Below are 19,305 nucleotides of genomic sequence, written 5' to 3'. Positions count from 1 at the left end.
GCCCGCTGAATATTACTCATACCCACCCCGCACTCAAACATGCAGACTTGTAGGGAAAGTCCTTACATGTAAGCGAAAAATCACCGACATCATTCGCTTCAAATTCGTCTCACGCGCCTGCCGGCCCAATCAGGGCGTATCGGGCAGAGGGGGGCGCAGCCGATGCCCAGCGCCCTCGACACCGCCACGCGCCGTCGCGGCCTGCAGCACGAAAAGACTGAATTTTCTCCCCCTGCCATCAGCTCGCTCTACGCCCCAGGCAACATCCCCGCTATACTTGCCGGCTTTTCCTGAATAAATGCCAATAGGGTCCCGCCGCGCATGGATAAGACCTACCAGCCGCACGCCATTGAAACTTCCTGGTACAAGACCTGGGAGTCCGAGAACTACTTCGCCCCGCAAGGCGCGGGCGATTCCTACACCATCATGATCCCGCCGCCGAACGTCACCGGCAGCCTGCACATGGGCCATGGCTTCAACAACGCGATCATGGACGCCCTGATCCGTTTCCGCCGCATGCAGGGTCGCAACACCCTGTGGCAGCCGGGCACCGACCACGCCGGTATCGCCACCCAGATGCTGGTGGAGCGCCAACTCGAAGCCAAGGGCCAGAGCCGCCACGACCTGGGCCGCGAGAAGTTCCTGGAAAAGATCTGGGAATGGAAGGATGAGTCTGGCGGCAACATCAGCCGTCAAATCCGTCGCCTCGGCTCGTCGGTGGATTGGAGCCGCGAGCGCTTCACCATGGACGATGGCCTGTCGGAAGCGGTCAAGGAAGCCTTCGTCCGTCTGCACGAAGACGGCCTGATCTACCGTGGCAAACGCCTGGTCAACTGGGATACCAAGCTGCACACGGCGATTTCCGACCTTGAAGTGGAGAACCACGACGAGAAGGGTTTCCTGTGGAACCTCAAGTACCCACTGGCCGACGGCGCCAAGACCGCTGAAGGCAACGATTTCCTGATCGTCGCGACCACTCGTCCGGAAACCATGCTCGGCGACAGCGCCGTCGCGGTGAACCCGAACGATGAACGCTACCAAGCCCTGATCGGCAAGTTTGTCGAGCTGCCACTGGTTGGCCGCCGCATCCCGATCATCGCCGACGATTACTGCGACCCCGAATTCGGCACCGGCTGTGTGAAAATCACCCCAGCCCATGACTTCAACGACTACGAAGTCGGCAAGCGCCACAACCTGCCGCTGCTCAACATCTTCGACAAGAACGCCGCCGTGCTGCCCGCCTGCCAGGTGTTCAACCTCGACGGTACGCTGAACGAGAGCATCGACGGCAAGATCCCGGCTGAGTACGCCGGCCTCGACCGCTTCGAAGCGCGCAAGCAAATCGTCGCTGCGTTCGACGCCGCCGGCCTGCTGGTCAGCGTTGACGACCACAACCTGAAAGTGCCCAAGGGCGATCGCTCCGGCACCATCATCGAGCCGTGGCTGACCGATCAGTGGTACGTGTCCACCAAGCCCCTGGCCGAACCGGCCATCGCTGCTGTCGAAGACGGCCGCATCCAGTTCGTGCCCAAGCAGTACGAGAATATGTACTTCTCCTGGATGCGCGACATCCAGGACTGGTGCATCAGCCGCCAGCTGTGGTGGGGCCACCGGATTCCCGCCTGGTACGACGAGTCGGGCAAGGTCTACGTGGGCCGCGACGAAGCCGAAGTGCGGGCCAAGCACAACCTGGGCCCGGACGTTGCGTTGCAACAGGACAATGACGTCCTCGACACCTGGTTCAGCTCGGGGCTGTGGACCTTCTCCACCCTCGGTTGGCCACAGCAGACCGAGTTCCTGAAGAAGTTCCACTCCACCGACGTCCTGGTGACCGGCTTCGACATCATTTTCTTCTGGGTTGCCCGGATGATCATGCTCACCATGCACTTGGTGAAGAACGAAGACGGTACGCCGCAGGTGCCGTTCAAGACGGTGTACGTGCACGGCCTGGTGCGTGATGGCCAGGGCCAGAAGATGTCCAAGTCCAAGGGCAACGTCCTGGACCCGCTGGACATCATCGACGGCATCGAGCTCGAAGAACTGGTGCAAAAGCGCACCTCGGGCCTGATGCAGCCGAAACTGGCGAAGAAGATCGAGAAGCAGACCCGCGACGAGTTCGCCGACGGCATCGCCAGCTACGGCACCGATGCGCTGCGCTTCACCTTCTGCTCGCTGGCGTCCACCGGTCGCGACATCAAGTTCGACATGGGCCGCGTCGAAGGCTATCGCAACTTCTGCAACAAGATCTGGAACGCTGCGCGCTACGTGCTGGACAAGGGCGAAGACTGCGGCCAGAACGGCGAAGCCTTTGAGCTGTCCCTGGCGGATCGCTGGATCATCTCGCAGTTGCAGCGCACCGAAGCCGAAGTGACCCGCCAACTCGACCAGTTCCGTTTCGACCTGGCGGCACAGGCCTTGTACGAGTTCATCTGGAACCAGTACTGCGACTGGTACCTGGAACTGTCCAAGCCCGTGCTGTGGGACGAAAACGGCCCGATCGAACGTCAGCGCGGCACCCGCCGCACCCTGGTTCGCGTGCTGGAAGTGGCCCTGCGCCTGGCGCATCCGTTCATGCCGTTCATCACCGAAGAAATCTGGCAGCGCATCGCGCCGCTGGCTGGCGTCGAAGGCAAGACGATCATGCTGCAACCTTGGCCAGTGGCCAACGAAGCGCGCATCGACCAGGCCGCCGAAGACGACATCGAATGGCTCAAGGGCCTGATGCTGGGCACGCGCAACATCCGTGGCGAGATGAACATCGGTCCGGGCAAGCCGCTGCCGATCTTCCTGAAGAACGTCAGTGCCGAGGATCAGCGTCGCCTGAGCGAGAACGAGACCCTGCTCAAGAAGCTGGCCAAGCTCGAATCGATCACCGTGCTGGCGGCCGGCGAAGAAGCACCGCTGTCCGCTACCGCCCTGGTCGGTGAGATGGAAGTGCTGGTGCCCATGGCCGGCCTGATCGACAAGGGCGCCGAACTGGCGCGCCTGGACAAGGAAATCCAGCGTCTGCAGGGTGAAGTCCAGCGTGTCGGCGGCAAGCTGTCCAACGCCGGCTTCGTTGACAAGGCCCCGGCCGAAGTCATCGAGAAGGAACGCGCCAAACTGGCCGAGGCCGAACAGGCCCTGGGCAAGTTGGCCGAGCAGCACGCGCGGATTGCCAGTTTGTAACGGTAAACCGCAATGAAACAGGGAGGCCCGCAACGGCCTCCCTTTTTTGTTCGCATCATTCCCAAAACACCAACAATCCCCTGTGGGAGCGGGCTTGTCCGCGATAGCGGCGGGTCAGCCAGCCTCTGTATTGCGTGTGTCTACGTCATCGCGGGCAAGCCCGCTCCACCCTGGTCCACGGCGAACACACATCCGGGGGCAGCTCAACTCCTTGTAGGAGCGAGGCTTGCCCGCGAAGGCGGTAAGTCTGGCGACATCGATGTTGAATGGGCTGGCCGGTTCGCGGGCAAGCCTTAATGCCAGTCAGTTAAGGCGCCAAACCTGTGGGAGCGAGCCTGCTCGCGAAGACGGCAACACAGCCAACATCTCCGTTGACTGACCTACTGCTATCGCGAGCAGGCTCGCTCCCACGTGGTTTTCGCTTAACTGACTGGCATTAGGGCAAGCCTCGCTCCTACGGGCTCAGCCCAGATTCCTGCTCGCGATGGCGGTGACGAGCGGCATGGCTAAGACAGTTGCTCCCACAGGGATTGCGTTCAGAAGGCCTGGATGTGGGACAATGCCCCCACTTTCAGCCATACCCGAATCGACTACGCCCATGACCACCCCCCGCACACCCCGCCCTGCGCGCAAGAAGCCCGAGTCCGCGACCCCGGCCAAGACCGTGGAACCGCGCGAAAAGGCCAGCCTGCACCCGCGCAACCGCCACCAGGGCCGTTACGACTTCCCGGCGCTGATCAAGACCACGCCGGAACTGGCGAAGTTCGTGATCATCAACCCGTACGGCAAGGAAAGCATCGACTTCGCCAGCCCCGACGCGGTGCGGGTGTTCAACCGGGCGTTGCTCAAGTCGTTCTACGGTGTCGCGCACTGGGACATTCCCGCCGACTACCTGTGCCCGCCGGTTCCGGGGCGCGCCGACTACGTGCACTTCCTGGCCGACCTGCTGGCCAGCGTCAATGACGGCGAGATCCCACGCGGGGCGCCGGTCAAGGTGCTCGACATCGGCATGGGCGCCAACTGCGTCTACCCGCTGATCGGCTACAGCGACTACCGCTGGCACTTCCTCGGCTCGGAAATCGACCCGACGGCCGTGGCCGCCGCCAAAGCCATCGTGCAGTCCAACGGGCTGAACAAGGCCATCCAGCTGCGCCAGCAGAGCAACCCCAAGCACATCCTGCTGGGCCTGCTGGAGCCGGGCGAGCGCTTTGACCTGACCATGTGCAACCCGCCCTTCCACGCCTCGATGGACGAAGCGACCAAAGGCAGCGAGCGCAAGTGGCGTGCCCTGGGACGTGCCGACCCGAAACGCAAACTGCCGGTACTGAACTTTGGCGGACAATCGGCCGAATTGTGGTGTGAGGGCGGTGAAGCGCGCTTTGTGACCCAACTGATCGCCGAGAGCGCGCACTTTCAGCACAAGGTGCTGTGGTTCAGCACCCTGGTCTCCAAAGCCTCCAACCTGCCCGCGATTCAGACCGCCCTGAAGAAGGCCGGCGTGCTGGAAAGCCAGGTCGTGGAGATGTCCCAAGGGCAGAAGCAAAGCCGCTTCGTCGCCTGGACCTTCCAGACCAAGTCCGAGCAGCAAGTGTGGCGCCAGCGTTGGGCGCGCAAGAGCTGACAAGCCATTGGTAGGAGCAAGACCGGCTTGCCGGCGAAAGCGGTCTGACCTTCAACATTGATGCTGAATGTTATGGCGCCTTCGCGAGCGGGCTCGCTCCCACAGAGATTAAGGGTGCTGACAGAGGCCATCACCAAATCGCAGGCATAAAAAAACCGTGCCCGGATCGCTCCGAGGCACGGTTCTTTTTTATGCGTCTTACTTGTTAACAGCGTCAGTCAGGCCTTTGGCCACGACCAGCTTGATAACTTTCTTGGCAGCGATTTCGATGGCAGCGCCAGTCGAAGGGTTGCGGCCGGTACGGGCAGGACGCTCGGTCACTTTCAGCTTACCGATACCTGGCAGGGTGATTTCGCCGCCGTTTTCCAGTTGATCAGCAACGATTTGGCCCAGTTGGTCCAGAGCGTTACGCGCGGTGGTTTTTGGCGCGTCGATAGCTTCAGCGATATCGGCGATCAGTTGGTCTTTAGTAAGAGCCATGTAGTGTTCCTTCCCTATCAAATTCATATGGATTGCAGAGTGCAGTGTCAGCCATCGAGCCCGATCTTCTGGACCTGGCACCCTCGGCCATAACACCGACGGGGCGGGTTATAGATGCCGAAATCAGGGTTTGGTTCGACCTGACAAATGCTGAATGCACGCTTAACGCAGTGACTTCGCGTAAGACGGGGCAAAACTAGCACAGCGCCGGGGAAATATCCGCCTCTACCTACCCATTTGGTCAGCTTTATTGCTCTAAATCGGTAAAAAAACGCATAAGCCCGACCAGACGCACCCGGCGCCCCGTTCAAGCACCGCCAAAACCCGCTGTTGCGCTACACTGGGCACTTTTTCGGGGAGCACGCCCTCCTCCATTCATTGAGCCGAGAAACCCATGCCGATCCGTCATTGCATCGTCCACTTGATCGACAAAAAACCCGACGGCACGCCCGCAGTCCTGCACGCCCGCGACTCGGAACTGGCCGAATCCAGTGCCATCGAGAACATGCTCGCCGACCTCAACGAAAGCTATAACGCCAAGCAGGGCAAGGCCTGGGGGTTCTTCCATGCCGAGTCCGGCGCGCACCCCTTCAGCGGCTGGCTGAAGGAGTACCTGGACGGCGGCAAGGACTTCACCGCGTTCAGCCGCGTGGCGGTCGAGCACCTGCAAAAGTTGATGGAAGAGTCCAACCTGTCGACCGGTGGCCACGTGCTGTTTGCCCACTACCAGCAAGGCATGACCGACTACCTGGCCATCGCCCTGCTGCACCACAGCGAAGGCGTGGCGGTGACCGACCAACTCGACGTGACGCCCTCGCGCCACCTGGACCTGGGCCAGCTGCACCTGGCGGCCCGGATCAATATCTCCGAGTGGCAGAACAACAAGCAGTCCAAGCAGTACATTTCGTTCATCAAAGGCAAGAACGGAAAGAAGGTTTCAGAGTATTTCCGCGACTTCATCGGCTGCCAGGAAGGCGTCGACGGCCCCGGCGAGACTCGCACCTTGCTCAAGGCCTTCAGTGACTTCGTCGAAAGCGAAGACCTGCCCGAAGAGTCCGCCCGAGAGAAGACCAAGACCCTGGTCGACTACGCCAGCAGCCAGGCCAAGCTCGGTGAACCGATGGGCCTGGAGGAGCTGTCGGAATTGATCGACGAAGAGCGCCCGAAAGCCTTCTACGACCACATCCGCAACAAGGACTACGGCCTGTCGCCCGAGATCCCGGCCGACAAACGCACCTTGAACCAGTTCCGCCGCTTCACCGGCCGCGCCGAGGGCCTGTCCATCAGCTTCGAAGCGCACCTGCTGGGCTCGAAGATCGAATACGACGAAGAAGCCGGCACGCTGATCATCAAGGGCCTGCCGACTTCGCTCACCGACCAGCTCAAGCGTCGCAACTGATGCTGGCAAGGACGCTGAAGAAAGTCCTGCTGATCATGCTGGTGGTGGTGGTCTACCAGAACTGGGGCAAGATCGAGCGAGTGTTCAACCCCTCGCTCGTGGTGGCCGATCAGACCCGGGCCAACGCTCAGGTCGTGCTCTACGCCACCTCGTGGTGCGGCTACTGCACGCAGATCAGGCGTTTTCTCGATGCCAAGGGCATCCCGTTCAAGGATGTGGATATCGACACCGACACTGAAGCGCGCAAGGCGTACGAAGCCCTGGGCGGACGGGGGATCCCGATCCTGGACGTCAACGGCACGTTGATCCGTGGTTTCGAGCCCGAAGCGATCCTGGCCGCGTTGAAGTAACGACCTGGGCGGGCCCCTTCGCGAGCGGGCTCGCTCCCACGCGGGTCCTCAGCGAATGCAAATCCGGCGCTCGACACGGATCCCCGTGGGAGCGAGCCCGCTCGCGAAAGCGGTGGGTCAGTCAACGGAGATGCTGGCTGTGCCGGCCTCTTCGCGGGCAAGCCTCGCTCCTACGGGCTCAGATTCCTGCTCGCGATGGCGGTGATGAGCGACATGGCTAAGACAGTTGCTCCCACCAAAAGCAAAAGCAAAACCACCAGACTCCCAATCACCCCGATCCGCCCTCCACCACTCAACAGGCCGAGCGGTAGCTCGCCTGCAGCTCTTGATCTTGATCCACCCGCCCCATCGGTAGGCTGAGTGGAGGTATGCCTCTGGGGGACTGGCGCGCAGCGCCGCTCGACGCGTTTGCCAAAAGGGACTCGCCGTAAGGGCGCACCCGCCAGCAGCCGTTACCGCAGCAACGGATATGTACACCCGCCAGAGCTAGACCGGCTAGCAGGCCTGGAGAGCAAACCCATACCGCGGAAAATGCACATGCACCCGCCCACCACGGGGATCCTCACGGCGCAGGATCAACTCTTCACACCCCGCAAACAACAACTCGCCCTGCACCGGATCGACACCATAATCGGTCGCCGCAATCGTCACCTGCTGGCCCACCTTAAAACCGTTTGGCTCGCTGAAGACTTCATCCGGCAACGGCGCCGGGGTCGAATCCCGGGCAACCTGCAACGCCTCTTCGGCCGTCATCTCGCTCGATGCGCCATGGCCAAAGCCCAACACTCGCGCCAACCACGCCGACACGGCCGGATAAGCGTCCACCAGCGGCGCCGTCACCGGCGTGCCCTTGAGGAACCACAAGGGATGAGCCATGGCAAAGTCAGCAATCGAAGGCTCGCCGAACAGGAAGTCACCCTCCTCATGCAGCAACTGCGCCTCCAGGCGGGCCATGAGCACTGGCCATTGGTGCCGGGCCTGCTCGGCCGACAGCCGCGTGGCGCTGCCGCCGCTGAACAGCCCGGCACGGTCGGCCAGGAACGCCTTGATCGCTTCCGGCGGCAACTGCCCAAAACGCGCCGCCACCGACGCCGGCTGGAACACCAGGCTCACCGCGTGCTGGAACACCACTGAATCCGCCCAGGCGGCAAAGGCGGCGCAGGTCATCTGCTGGCCCTGCGGGAACAACGTAGGCGAAGCCTTGGCGTGCTCCAGGCGGCGGGCGATCAGCGCGGTGTCGCAATAGATGTCCGCGCCGACCTGCAAGACCGGGGTCTTGCGATAGCCACCGGTCAAGGCCGTCAGGTCCGGCTTGGGCATCACCGGCGAGATCTTCACCGAGTGCCAGGACAAGCCTTTGAAGCCCAGCAGCAACCGGGCTTTCTCGGCGAATGGGGATGTCGGGTAATGGTGCAGGATTAACGCTGACATGCTGGGCCCGCCGCGGATGTGAGGAACCGGCAGCTTAGCGCGCAATCGCAGCGTGGCCTACCCGTCGGCGTGACGAGAACCGCTCAGTCAGCTTGGCTCGCCACCAGGCATTCCTTGGCGCTCTTCTTGAGCTTCTTGATCAAGCGCTCCTGGCGCAGCGCCTCGCCCTTGTCGCGGCACGCTTCGGTGTAGACCAGCGCCACGGCAGGGCTTGAGAGGAAAAAACGCGCGCCCTTGCCGCTCTGGTGCTTGGCGAAGCGCTTTTGCGGATCGTCGCTGATCCCGCAGTACAACGCACCGTTGGCGGCGCGCACGAGGTAGACGAACCAGGACTTGCTCGGCGCAATGTCCGGCTCAACGGCGCGGGAAGGGCAATCGCTCAGGGTGCTCACGTGACGTTCAAGGCTTGAAAGTGGACAGGTGCCGATCTTATCAGCGACTGGCCTGAAACGCCTTCAGGCCTTTGAGCGCCTGGCCACGAACCGCGTTGCGCACCAGCGGTGTCCAGCCCAGCAGCCAGCCCTTGAACCCCAGCGCCTGGCGCGACCACCGCCACAGGTCGAAGCGGTCGTGGTGCTCGCAGATCTTGCCGTCGCGAAACACGAAGCGCGCCTGGATGTCGTTGACCACCGTGTGGCCGGTCTGGCTGAACAGGTACGTCGCCACCCAATGGGCGCTCCCGCCGTGCTCATCGGCCTGCACACTGTCGAACACCAGGGAAAAGTCCTTGGCCCGGGTGGTCAGCATGCGCCACATGTCAGCGGCATCGCGCCCGCGCAACTCGCCAAAGGCCGGGTCGCTGAACAGCACGTCCTCGGTGTAGCAGGCCGCCATGGCTTCAGCGTCCAGGCGTTGGAACGCCTGATAGAACGCGGTGATCAAGGCGCTATGGGGATCATTCATGGGCTGACTCCAGCATCAACAGGCGGGCCTCGCACGATAGTGTGCCGGCGAACGAAACACTATCGCCATCCACCCGGCAAATACCCCGTGCTAAGGCACCATACCGCTGGCCCGGGCGTAGGCGAACAAGTCCACGTCGGTGGAGATGCACAAGCGGCTCATGGCCGTGCTCTTCTGCTTGCTGATGGTCGAGATGCTGCGATTGACCCGTGCGGCAATCTGGCTGACGGTCATGCCGCTGGCAAGCATCCTGACCACCTCACGCTCCTTGCAGGACAACTCAGGCTCGCGCGATTGATCGCCGATGCCCGCCTCACTCAGTTGGTCACGCAAGCACCGGCTGATGAAGGTCTGCCCCTCGCTCACCGCCTTGATCGCCAACGGCAACTCAAGGGCCGCGCCACTCTTGGCCACAATCGCCTGCGCGCCATGGGCGAACGAAGCCCTGAGGGTCGCCACGTTGGCAAACATGGTCACCAGGATCACCGGCAACCGCGGGTATTGACGCCGCAGCAGGCTCAGCAAGCCGTAGCCGTCGCTGTGCCGGTCACCCGGCATGGCGAAGTCCGTGACCAGGACATCGCAGGGCGTGGACGCCAACAACGCCAGCAGCGCATCCGGGCCATCAGCCTCCCCCACGACCGTGCATCTTTGGTTCGCCTCGATCACGACTTTCTGCCCGATACGGATAAGGGGGTGATCGTCAGCAATAATCACACGAAGCATTGGACCCACTCATGATGGCAAATTGAATTCGCGCAAAATACCCCCACAGACTTTGCCCTACAACCGTCAATGAATCCTCCCGATTTACGAGCGCCAATGTTCCTTGGGCCAAACTCCAATTCCCACAAAATAAAGAGAAAACACCTACAGATTAAAAATAGACTTTAGTCAGGAAACGGCTCGCCACCGCGTCCAAAAAAACCGGCGTCAAATCCGCGCCAGATCGTCAAGACAGTGTTCCAAATCATCCAGCAAGCGCTCCAGTGAGACGCGGTTGGCGGCAATCCCCGAGCGACGCACCGCACCGATCAAGCCAACGCTCTGGCGCTCCAGTCCCGGGACACCGAGAAAGGCCATGCTGCCCACCAGGCGATGCAAGTGCTCCAACACCTGCACCGGGTCCCGGCGCACCAACGCGAGGGCCAGCGCGGCTCGGTCCTTGGCGGTTTCTTCAAGCAAGCTGGACAAGAGACGCTCCACCACCTCGGCAGAACCAAAGAGCTGGATCAGGCTGGCGCGCGTGGGTTGATCAACGCCGTGCTCGAACGCTGCCAGTGCCTGGCCCGCGGTCAGCGCATCCGTCCCGGGCAGCCAGTGTTCCAACACCGGCTGCAGGCGTTGCAGCGTCAGGGGTTTGCTCATCCAGGCATCGATGTCGACGGCCAGCGCGCGCGCGGCCCGTTCCTGATCCAGGGCCGCCGTCAGGACAATGAACGGCACCCGCGCCACCCCCAGGCCACGCTCGCGCTGGCGTACGGCGCGGGCCAGCGCGATGCCGTCCATGCCCGGCATCTGGCAATCGCTGATCAGCAGATCAAAGTGCCGGCGCTCCAGGGCGTCCAGCGCCAACTGAGCGTTTTCAACCACCTCGTGGGCCAGCCCCAGGGTATCGAGATAGCAGGCGATCAACAGTCGATAGCAGGCATGGTCCTCCACCACCAGCACCACGCGGTTGCGCCAATGCCGTGGTGGGGCCGCGAAGAGGGTCGGGCCGGGTCGTGGGGGGTTGCAGGAAAGCGCCTTCAATGCCGTTGTCACCTTGCTGTGGGCGAGACGCACACGGGGGATATGCGCCTGGCGCCGCCCACATGACTGCATTCGACAGCGCATTGAAGGCACCCGCGCGCACCCTTGTCTGTGTGCGTGTGATGGAGGGCGCACGCTACAGCGGTAAACATTCAGATGGCCATACAACAACTACGAAACAGCAATCGTCCTACGCCGCCACACCAAGTTTCCGACAATTACCCGTCCTATCGAAGCCACTCAAGCATTGTCGTAATTGTTGTATTTCCCCGGCCCCCCCCCCCCCGTATCTTTCGCCGCGCACCGCTTCGGGGGTGCAGACATCCGCCCTGTCACAGGGTGACCGACCTTTAAAACTGACGCGCGACACCGACGCGGATCGACGCCTAAAGAGCGCGCTCGCTCGTCAGTCGCCTGACACCGGAACACCCTCTAATGAACACACTCTACCCAGCTCTTGCTACCGCATTATTTCTGACCTGCGCACCGTCCGCCTTCGCGGCCAGCACCGTGGACTTGACCGTCACCGGCAAGATTACGCCGAGCGCCTGCACGCCTAGCCTATCGGGCGGTGGCGTGGTCGATCACGGCAAAATCTCGGCCAAAGACCTGAGGCCGAACAACTCGACGAGCTTACCCAAAGTCATCTTGCAGTTCAGGGTCAACTGCGAGGCGCACACTCAGTTTGCGATCAAGCCCACGGACAACCGCGCCGGCTCATCCACCCAGTCAAGCGATTTCGGCCTGGGCCTGGTCAATGGCAATAAAAAGCTGGGGCGTTTCTACCTGGACCCGTTGAACATGATCGCTGACACCACCCCCGTTCAACCCATTGTGTCGAACGACGGCGGTAGCACCTGGCATGCCGGCTCTTACTGGGAGCTGGAGGGGATTTGGGGCGTCGCAGCCACCGATGACGGTACAACCTTGCTGGCCGTGAAAGACCTGAGCCTGGACTTTCAAGTGAGTACCCAGATCGCTCGCGCCGACCAGTTCGACTTCACCGACGAGGTCACGCTCGACGGTTCCGCCACGCTGGACATCAAGTACCTGTAATCCCCTCTGACCCACACCGGAACAACCTCAAATGAACAAGCTCTACCCTACCCTTGCCACTGCACTGCTTCTGACCTGCGCACCGTCTGCCTTCGCGGCCAGCACCGTGGACTTGACCATCACCGGCAAAATTACGCCGAGCGCGTGCACGCCCACGCTGCCCAATGCCGGCGTTATCGACTATGGGAAAATTTCGGCTAAAGACTTGAACCAAGCGGCGAATACCTACCTGGGTAAACGAAAAGTTCCGCTGGCGGTGACCTGTGAGGCAAAAACCTTGCTTGCGCTTGGGCTCACCGACAATCGAGCAGGCACATCGTCCTATCAACCCGCAGTCACTTACGGCTTGGGCTTGATCAACGAGAGCGAGAAGCTGGGTTTCTACTACATGAGTTTTATGAACCCCGTCGCCGATGCGGACCAACCATCAACCTTGCTGCATTCAACGAACAGCGGCACGACATGGCGTGAGCTTTTCGATGACGATTCCGTACTGCCCAATTATTGGATCGCCCTCGGCCACTTCGACATCAGCACAGGCTGGGCACCCCATCCTCTGCAAAACCTGACCGTCGATATTGAGGTCAATCCCGGTATCGCCCCCGCTAACTCCCTGACGCTGAACAACGAAGTGACGCTGGACGGTTCAACCACCGTTGAGGTGCTGTACCTGTAAGGGCCAATCCCCTTTGCGTTGTCCCCAACCGAGGTCTCTACGATATGAACGCTTTTGTCCCACGCCTTCTGATGATGCTACTGGTCGCCCCGGCGGTGTTTGCCGACAGCGCCACGAACCTTTCGCTGCGCGGCGCCATTGTCCCCACGGCCTGTGAGCCGATGATCTCCGGTGGGGGCACTGTCGACTACGGCAAGATGTCGGCCAAGACACTTGATCCAGAACAGCCCACCTCACTGCCCCGGCAGTCGCTGCTACTGAGCGTGCGCTGTGAAGGCCTGACGCTGTTCAACCTGACCACCCAGGACAATCGTTCAGGTTCCTCCGCCATCCACGATGACTGGCACGGCCTGGGCATGACGCCCAACGATGAGAAACTCGGTAGCGTCGGATTCGGCCTGTACCACCCGGTCGCCGACGGGGCTGAGGCACGCACCATCATCTCTGAAGACGGCGGTGCGACCTGGCATCCCGGCTCCGTGCTGGGCCACCAGCTCTTGCTCGCCGTCGCCCAGGGCACTGGCCTGACACCGATTGCCGTCAAGGACTTCGATGCCGAGCTGGTGCTGTACACCCTGATCGCCCATGCCAACAGCCTGACCCTCACCGATGAAATCCCCATGGATGGGCACACTACCGTGCAATTGAACTACTTGTAAGCACCGCGAATGCATCCCACTGAAAGGAACTCAGCCCCCATGAACAAAACGTTTTACGCGCTGACCGCCACCGCCTTGCTGGCCACCAGTACCTCGGCACTGGCGACCTCGACCGTCGACCTGCGCGTCACCGGCAAGATTGTCCTCAGCTCTTGCACGCCCAGCCTGTCACGCAACGGCGTGGTGGACTACGGCAAGATCTCCGCCAAAGACTTGAACCAGGCCACGCCGACCGCACTGCCCGAGGTCACCCTGCAACTGGCCGTGGATTGCGACGCCCCCACACTGTTCAGTGTCAGCGGCGCCGACAATCGCTCAGGCAGCGCCTCCCAACCCGGGGCCTACGGCCTGGGCTTGATCAATGGCAACCAGCAGTTGGGCTACTACGCCCTGTACCTCAACAGCGCCATCGCCGACTCGCTGGAGACCAACATTCTCCAGTCCGTCGACGAGGGCATTACCTGGGGTCTACTCGGTGAGGGGACGCTGCCTCCAGCGGTCTGGGCCGGTTTCGGTGACCAGACCGGCGGGAAATGGTCGCCCAAGGCGATCGCCAACCTGACGACCAACCTGGTGGTGCAAGGCGCGATTGCCCGGGCCGATCAACTGGACCTGACCGACGAGCAACCCATCGACGGTTTGGCCACCTTAGAAATCAATTACCTGTAACCCACGCCGTGGTCGCCCATGCCATACCCAATCCCCGCTGGCATGGGCGTGCCAAACCCGCGACGTCACCGCCTCCACCGTCAATGCCCAGGACCGAACTCCACGAATGAATACGTTCTCGCACTTTCTGGCCACACTGGTTTTGACCCTGCTCGCGCCACACCTGCTGGCGGCGAGCGAAACGCAATTGAGCGCCACCGGGAACATCACCCCCAGCGCCTGCCTGATTGGGTTGTCTGCCAACGGCGTCATCGACCATGGCCGGATCCCCGCCAGCAGCCTCAAGCGCGATGAGTTCACGGTCATGCCCGGGCAACTGATGGTACTGGAGGTGAACTGCAGCGCCCCGTTGCTGTTCACACTCGTTGGCCTGGACGGCCGGGAAGACTCTTCCCTGGCCCCGGACTTTTTTTATGGCCTGGGCAAAAACCCCCACGCCCCCGACGAACGCCTGGGCTCCGTCGCCTTGTCCTTTCGCAATCCGCTGGGGGACGGCCAGCCCATGTTGTCGCTGACCACCTACAACAACGGCACCAGTTGGTCGCCGGAACCCAACATTTACCCACGCCACTGGATGGGCTTCGCCCGTCCCGGCCGCCCGTTGCCGGAGCCGATCATTCACTTGGTCACCACGCTGCGGGTGGACACGTCCATCAGCCCGGCGAACAACCTGAGCCTCAAGCAGGAAGTCCCACTCGACGGTGCGATTGTGCTGGACCTGCGCTACCTCTAATCCCCACTCCAGGAAACAACCATGACGATTTACGCAACATTGGGCGGCTTCGCCTGCGCCCTGACTTTGTTGGCCAGCCCCTTGGTCCAGGCCGATGGCATGGTCCCGGACACCTCCGTGGTGATTGTCGAAGAGGCCGATGGCGAAGCCGCCGTGTCCGTCACCAACACCGACACCAACCTGGCGCTGTTGCACGTCACCCTCCAGGACATTCCCGAGGACACCCAGCCCCTGCTGTTCGTGACCCCGCCACTGGCGCGGGTCGAGCCCGGCAAAAGCCAACTGGTGCGCTTCATCCTGCAAACCCAGGAGCCGCTGAAAACCCAGCGCCTCAAGCGCGTGATCTTTGAAGGCATGCCCCAGGGTCGTCCTGCGGCAAAGGATGGCCACGCCCGCGTCGGCGTCACGGTGCGCCAGAACCTGCCCGTGATCCTGCACCCCAAGGGCCTGGCCACCAACCGTACGCCCTGGACCGGGCTGAGCTGGACGCTGGACAAGGGCCAATTGCGCGTGCAAAACGCCACGCCCTACGTGGTCCGCACCGCCCAGGAACTGCAACTGCTGCCGGGGAACGGCAAGGCCATGCTGCCGCGCACCTACATCCTGCCCGGCGAAACCCTGCACATGAGCGCGCCCCCCGGCGTTGCCACTGCGGTACGCATGCAGCCGGCCACCGTCTACGGATTCGCCGTCGCACCCTATGACGCGCCCCTCACCGTGGCCGACCGTTAATACCCACGTCCCAGCCCCCGGCAACTACACCGTGACGACCCGGTAGACGCCACGTTCATCATCCGAGCACACCCTGTGAACACAGTAATGACTTACCGTGGTGGCGAAGCCATGCCCCACGCCAAGCGCACCACGCCGCTGCTACTGGCCCTGGCCATCGCCCTGCACGTGAACCCGTCGCAAGCCAGGGCCACACCGTCCTTCGACGCACAAACCCTGCACCAGCGCGGTATCGACCCGGCGCTCGCGCACCTGCTGCTGGACGCCCCGCGCTTCACCGCCGGCAGTCACGCCGTGAGCCTGATCGTCAACGGCCAGCGACGCGGACGGCTCGACGCGCGCTTCGACAACCAGGGCGCGCTGTGCTTCGACCGCACCCTACTGGACGCCGCCAACCTGATCGTGCCGCAGCCCTCGGTGCCGGACGGCGACTGCCACGGGTTTCTCGCCCAGTACCCACAAACCCTGGTCGAACAAGACCCCGCCAGCCTCAGCGTGACCCTGGTGGTGCCCACCGACGCGCTGCGCCCGCAGCAACGCGATGTCAGCGGCTACCAGAGCGGTGGGGTCGCGGGCCTGCTCAACTATGACCTGACGGGCCTGTACAACCACTACGGCGATAACAGCAACCGGTTCGGCTCGGCCAACACCGAAGTCGGGTTCAACGCCGGTGACTGGATCGTGCGCAGCCGCCAGGTGCAGACCTGGCAGGACGACCGTTCCAGCAGCACCCACCTGGAAGCCTACGCCCAACGCACTTTTGCCGAGCACCAGACGGTGTTGCAGGCCGGGCAGATCAGCCTCTACAACCCGGTCTCGTCCGGGGCGCAGATCAACGGCGTCCAGCTGTTCACCGAACAAACGCTGCAAGACCAGGCGCAAGGCGCGACCATCGACGGCATCGCCAACAGCCCGGCCCAGGTCGAGGTGCGGCAGAACGGTGCGCTGATCCACTCCACGGTGGTCCCCGCCGGGCCGTTTTCCCTGACCGACGTGCGGCGCCTCAATGGCCGCTCCGACGTCGAAGTCACCGTCAAGGAATCCTCCGGCGACGAACGCCGCTTTACCGTGCCCGCCGCCATGCTCGGCCTCGGCCAGCCGGCCGCCGGCTACTCGCTGGGGGCGGGACAGGTTCGCCGCATCGGCGACTCCCCGGGCGAAAACCCGTGGGTGCTCAGTGCCGGCTGGAGCGGCGCGCTGAACACGCGCACCAGCCTGAGCCTCGGCGGGCTGGTGGCCAACGACTACCGCTCGACCGGCGTCAGCCTGGGGCTGCAGCCCTGGCCAGACGCGCAACTGCAACTCACCAGCCAGGTCGCGGACGCCTACACCTGGGAACGCGAGCGCGGGGTGCAGACCGACCTGGCGCTGTCCCAACTGCTGGGCAGCCGCTGGTCAATCACCGCGGCCGCGTCCCACCGCAGCGAAGGCTACCGGGAACTGGACGACACCGCCTACGCCACCGACGACCATTCCCGGGAACGCTCGCGCTACCGCGATCAACAAAGCCTCTCGCTGGGTTGGTCACACCCGTGGCTGGGGGCGTTCAGCGCCGGGATCTCGCGCTCCAGCGACTTCAACAACGACAGCAGCAGCCGCGCGCTCGCCTCCTGGGGCACCAGCGTGCGCGGCGTGTCGATTTCCGCCACCGCCGAGCGCCAAGTCAGTGGCCAGCAACGCAATGACAACGCCCTGTACCTGACCCTTGGCATCCCGCTGGGGGAAAACCGCCGGGGCCGCACCTGGGTGCGCAACTCGGGCGGCGAGCACCGCATCGGGGCCGGCGTGAACGAGCAGGTCAACGATCAATTCAACTACCGGGTCAGCGTCGAACACGACAGTCGCGATCAAGCAGTCGAGTCGACGCTGGGGGTTTCGCTGCTGCCGCGCTACACCCAACTGGACCTCAATTACACCCGCTCGGATGCCGAACGCTCCAGCTACCAGGGCGGCGCTCGCGGCGCGGTGGTGGTGCATGGCGGCGGCGTCAGCCTGTCGCCGTACCCGGTGCGCGACACCTTCGCCCTGGTGTCGGTGGGCGAGATGCAGGGCGTCAAGCTCAGCACCCCGAGCGGTCCGGTCTGGACCGACGGCCAGGGCCAGGCGGTGGTCGCGCAAGTGGCCGCCTACGGCCGCAGCCCGGTGGAAGTCGAGACCCGCTCGCTGCCCCGCAACGCCGATATCAACAACGGCCTGGCCGTCATATCCGCCGGGCGCGGGGCGGTGGACCGCGTCGACTTCGGAGTCGCCCTGACCCGCCGCGCACTGCTGGACGTCACCACTGAAACCGGCACCCCGCTGCCACGCGGCGCCACCGTCAGCACCGCCGATGGCGAGTTCGTCACGCTGGTCCAGCAAGGCAGCCAAGTGTTCCTGCCCAACGTCCTGGATGGCCGACGGCTGTGGGTCACGGCGCCGGGACTGGCGCGCTGTGAACTGCACTACGAACTGCCGTCAAAAGCCGACCCGCAGGTGTATTACGAAACCGCGCCGGCACGTTGCCTGAGCCCCGGAGGAACCGCACCATGAACACCGATCACATCCCGAGGCTGACCCTTTGCCTGGCGCTGCTCGGGCTGGCGGCGCTATCGCCGGCACCGGCCCTGGCGGATGAGTGCCGGCTCTCCCTCAGCCAGACGCAGCTCGATTTCGGCCTGATGAACCGGGCGATCCACAGCACCCAGGCTCGCGAACGCTTGCTCGGCGAGCGGCGCGTGAGCCTGACCCTCAACTGCCCGCACCCCACCGACATGAGCCTGTTCTATCGTGGCCTGGCGGCCTTTGGCGAACGCTTGCGCTTCACCGATCGCGGCAGCTACCACGTACAGGTCAGCGACGCGGTGCTCGATGGCAAGGCCGTGGAGCTGGGCTTGCTCGCCGGCAGCGGGCAGGCGCCGAGCCTCAGCGCCAGCACACTGACCTGGCGCCCCGAGCACGCCATCGTGCCGCTGGCGGACGGTAGCCCGGCGCAGGGCAGCAGCTTCTCCGCGCAACTGCTGGTCAGCGCCTGGGCACAAGAGGACGCCGCGCAAGTGCGCGACGCCGTGACCTGGGACGTCAGCGGGCTGATCGACAGCCCGGCCACCGGGCGTTCACGCGAACTGGGCCTGCACGCCCGTTTCGCCCCCGCCGCGTGCGAGCCGACGCTGTCCAACAATGGCGTGGTGGACTTTGGTCGGATGTGGGCCAAGAACCTCAACGCCGAGCACGACACGGCGCTGGCCTCGCGCAGCCTGATGCTGAACATCGGTTGCGATGGGCCCACGCACTTTGCCCTGCTCATGCAGGACAATCGCCACGGCTCGGCCACCGGCGGCGTGGACGAAACCGCCTTTGGCCTGGGGGTCGACAGCAGCGCGAACAAGATCGGCCGCTACTACCTGTACTTCGACCCCGTCGACCTCAGCGCCGATGCCCTGCCCCAGGTCTATCGCACCGACTCGACCACCTCCGGCGCGGCCTGGAGCACCTCCAGCAGCTACCCGATCCCCATTGGCGCCAACAGCTACCTGGGCTTCACCAACGTGCCTGGCAGTGTGGCCGGGCCCACGGCGATCCAGCACCTGTCCGGCCTGGTCAACGTCAGGGCGATGCTCGCACCGATGAACAGCCTGGACCTGAGCACCGAGGTGGTGCTGGACGGCTCGGGCACCCTTGAAATCATTTACCTGTAACC

Annotated in this window: 18 protein-coding genes; 12 read left to right on the top strand and 6 right to left on the bottom strand. The window is 63.3% G+C overall.

What is annotated here, in order from left to right; genetic code table 11:
- Positions 1–321 precede the first annotated feature (321 nt).
- Both BMW74_RS00770 and rlmF read left to right on the top strand, forming a co-directional pair.
- Positions 322–3,168 carry a valine--tRNA ligase gene (locus BMW74_RS00770; protein WP_093412160.1) on the top strand — a complete coding sequence of 949 codons (2,847 nt, stop codon included), beginning with the start codon at positions 322–324 and terminating at the stop codon, positions 3,166–3,168.
- Between the two features lie 598 nt (positions 3,169–3,766).
- Positions 3,767–4,789, top strand: a complete 1,023-nt coding sequence (gene rlmF, locus BMW74_RS00765) for a 23S rRNA (adenine(1618)-N(6))-methyltransferase RlmF (protein ID WP_093412158.1) — start codon at positions 3,767–3,769, stop codon at positions 4,787–4,789.
- 198 nt (positions 4,790–4,987) lie between these two features.
- Here the strand turns inward: rlmF and BMW74_RS00760 are convergent, their stop codons facing one another.
- The gene (locus BMW74_RS00760) at positions 4,988–5,269 is read right to left on the bottom strand and encodes an HU family DNA-binding protein (RefSeq protein WP_007905514.1); all 282 of its coding nucleotides are present in this window, start codon (positions 5,267–5,269) and stop codon (positions 4,988–4,990) included.
- A 394-nt stretch (positions 5,270–5,663) separates the two neighbouring features.
- Between BMW74_RS00760 and yejK the strand changes: the two genes are divergently transcribed.
- Together yejK and BMW74_RS00750 are read left to right on the top strand one after the other, a co-directional pair.
- Positions 5,664–6,668 carry a nucleoid-associated protein YejK gene (yejK, locus tag BMW74_RS00755; protein WP_093412156.1) on the top strand — a complete coding sequence of 335 codons (1,005 nt, stop codon included), beginning with the start codon at positions 5,664–5,666 and terminating at the stop codon, positions 6,666–6,668.
- Positions 6,668–7,018 carry a glutaredoxin family protein gene (locus BMW74_RS00750; protein WP_093412154.1) on the top strand — a complete coding sequence of 117 codons (351 nt, stop codon included), beginning with the start codon at positions 6,668–6,670 and terminating at the stop codon, positions 7,016–7,018. Before yejK ends, BMW74_RS00750 begins: the two co-directional genes overlap by 1 nt.
- 495 nt (positions 7,019–7,513) lie before the next feature.
- Here the strand turns inward: BMW74_RS00750 and BMW74_RS00745 are convergent, their stop codons facing one another.
- From BMW74_RS00745 to BMW74_RS00725, 5 genes are all read right to left on the bottom strand, one after another.
- The gene (locus BMW74_RS00745) at positions 7,514–8,449 is read right to left on the bottom strand and encodes a glutathione S-transferase family protein (RefSeq protein WP_093412153.1); all 936 of its coding nucleotides are present in this window, start codon (positions 8,447–8,449) and stop codon (positions 7,514–7,516) included.
- Positions 8,450–8,532: 83 nt separating this feature from the next.
- Complete coding sequence (locus tag BMW74_RS00740; protein ID WP_093412151.1) at positions 8,533–8,841, bottom strand: GIY-YIG nuclease family protein; 309 nt, start codon at positions 8,839–8,841, stop codon at positions 8,533–8,535.
- 40 nt (positions 8,842–8,881) lie between these two features.
- The gene (locus tag BMW74_RS00735) at positions 8,882–9,352 is read right to left on the bottom strand and encodes a nuclear transport factor 2 family protein (protein ID WP_093412148.1); all 471 of its coding nucleotides are present in this window, start codon (positions 9,350–9,352) and stop codon (positions 8,882–8,884) included.
- A 90-nt stretch (positions 9,353–9,442) separates the two neighbouring features.
- Positions 9,443–10,078, bottom strand: a complete 636-nt coding sequence (locus BMW74_RS00730; RefSeq protein WP_093412145.1) for a response regulator — start codon at positions 10,076–10,078, stop codon at positions 9,443–9,445.
- Positions 10,079–10,285: 207 nt separating this feature from the next.
- On the bottom strand, positions 10,286–11,104 hold the full coding sequence (locus BMW74_RS00725; RefSeq protein WP_175479132.1) for a response regulator: 819 nt from the start codon (positions 11,102–11,104) through the stop codon (positions 10,286–10,288).
- A 435-nt stretch (positions 11,105–11,539) separates the two neighbouring features.
- Between BMW74_RS00725 and BMW74_RS00720 the strand changes: the two genes are divergently transcribed.
- The 8 genes from BMW74_RS00720 (at position 11,540) to BMW74_RS00685 (ending at position 19,303) form a co-directional block, all read left to right on the top strand.
- Entirely contained in the window at positions 11,540–12,160 is a 621-nt protein-coding gene (locus BMW74_RS00720; RefSeq protein ID WP_093412139.1) for a DUF1120 domain-containing protein, read from the top strand.
- A 31-nt stretch (positions 12,161–12,191) separates the two neighbouring features.
- Positions 12,192–12,836: a DUF1120 domain-containing protein gene (locus tag BMW74_RS00715; RefSeq protein ID WP_093412136.1), complete on the top strand. Its 645-nt coding sequence runs from the start codon at positions 12,192–12,194 to the stop codon at positions 12,834–12,836.
- A gap of 44 nt (positions 12,837–12,880) precedes the next feature.
- A complete protein-coding gene (locus BMW74_RS00710) occupies positions 12,881–13,495 on the top strand; it encodes a DUF1120 domain-containing protein (protein ID WP_093412134.1) in 615 nt (204 codons plus the stop codon).
- Between the two features lie 39 nt (positions 13,496–13,534).
- Complete coding sequence (locus BMW74_RS00705; protein WP_093412131.1) at positions 13,535–14,164, top strand: DUF1120 domain-containing protein; 630 nt, start codon at positions 13,535–13,537, stop codon at positions 14,162–14,164.
- A 106-nt stretch (positions 14,165–14,270) separates the two neighbouring features.
- Positions 14,271–14,897 carry a DUF1120 domain-containing protein gene (locus BMW74_RS00700; protein ID WP_093412128.1) on the top strand — a complete coding sequence of 209 codons (627 nt, stop codon included), beginning with the start codon at positions 14,271–14,273 and terminating at the stop codon, positions 14,895–14,897.
- A 21-nt stretch (positions 14,898–14,918) separates the two neighbouring features.
- Positions 14,919–15,629, top strand: a complete 711-nt coding sequence (locus BMW74_RS00695) for a fimbria/pilus chaperone family protein (protein ID WP_093412126.1) — start codon at positions 14,919–14,921, stop codon at positions 15,627–15,629.
- A gap of 87 nt (positions 15,630–15,716) precedes the next feature.
- A complete protein-coding gene (locus tag BMW74_RS00690; RefSeq protein ID WP_093412124.1) occupies positions 15,717–18,158 on the top strand; it encodes a fimbria/pilus outer membrane usher protein in 2,442 nt (813 codons plus the stop codon).
- Positions 18,155–19,303, top strand: coding sequence for a DUF1120 domain-containing protein (locus BMW74_RS00685; RefSeq protein ID WP_093412121.1), 1,149 nt, complete (start codon positions 18,155–18,157; stop codon positions 19,301–19,303). Before BMW74_RS00690 ends, BMW74_RS00685 begins: the two co-directional genes overlap by 4 nt.
- Positions 19,304–19,305 lie beyond the last annotated feature (2 nt).

The organism is Pseudomonas sp. ok272, assembly GCF_900109995.1.
Lineage (GTDB): Bacteria > Pseudomonadota > Gammaproteobacteria > Pseudomonadales > Pseudomonadaceae > Aquipseudomonas.
This window is presented reverse-complemented; position numbering and strand designations above follow the sequence as displayed.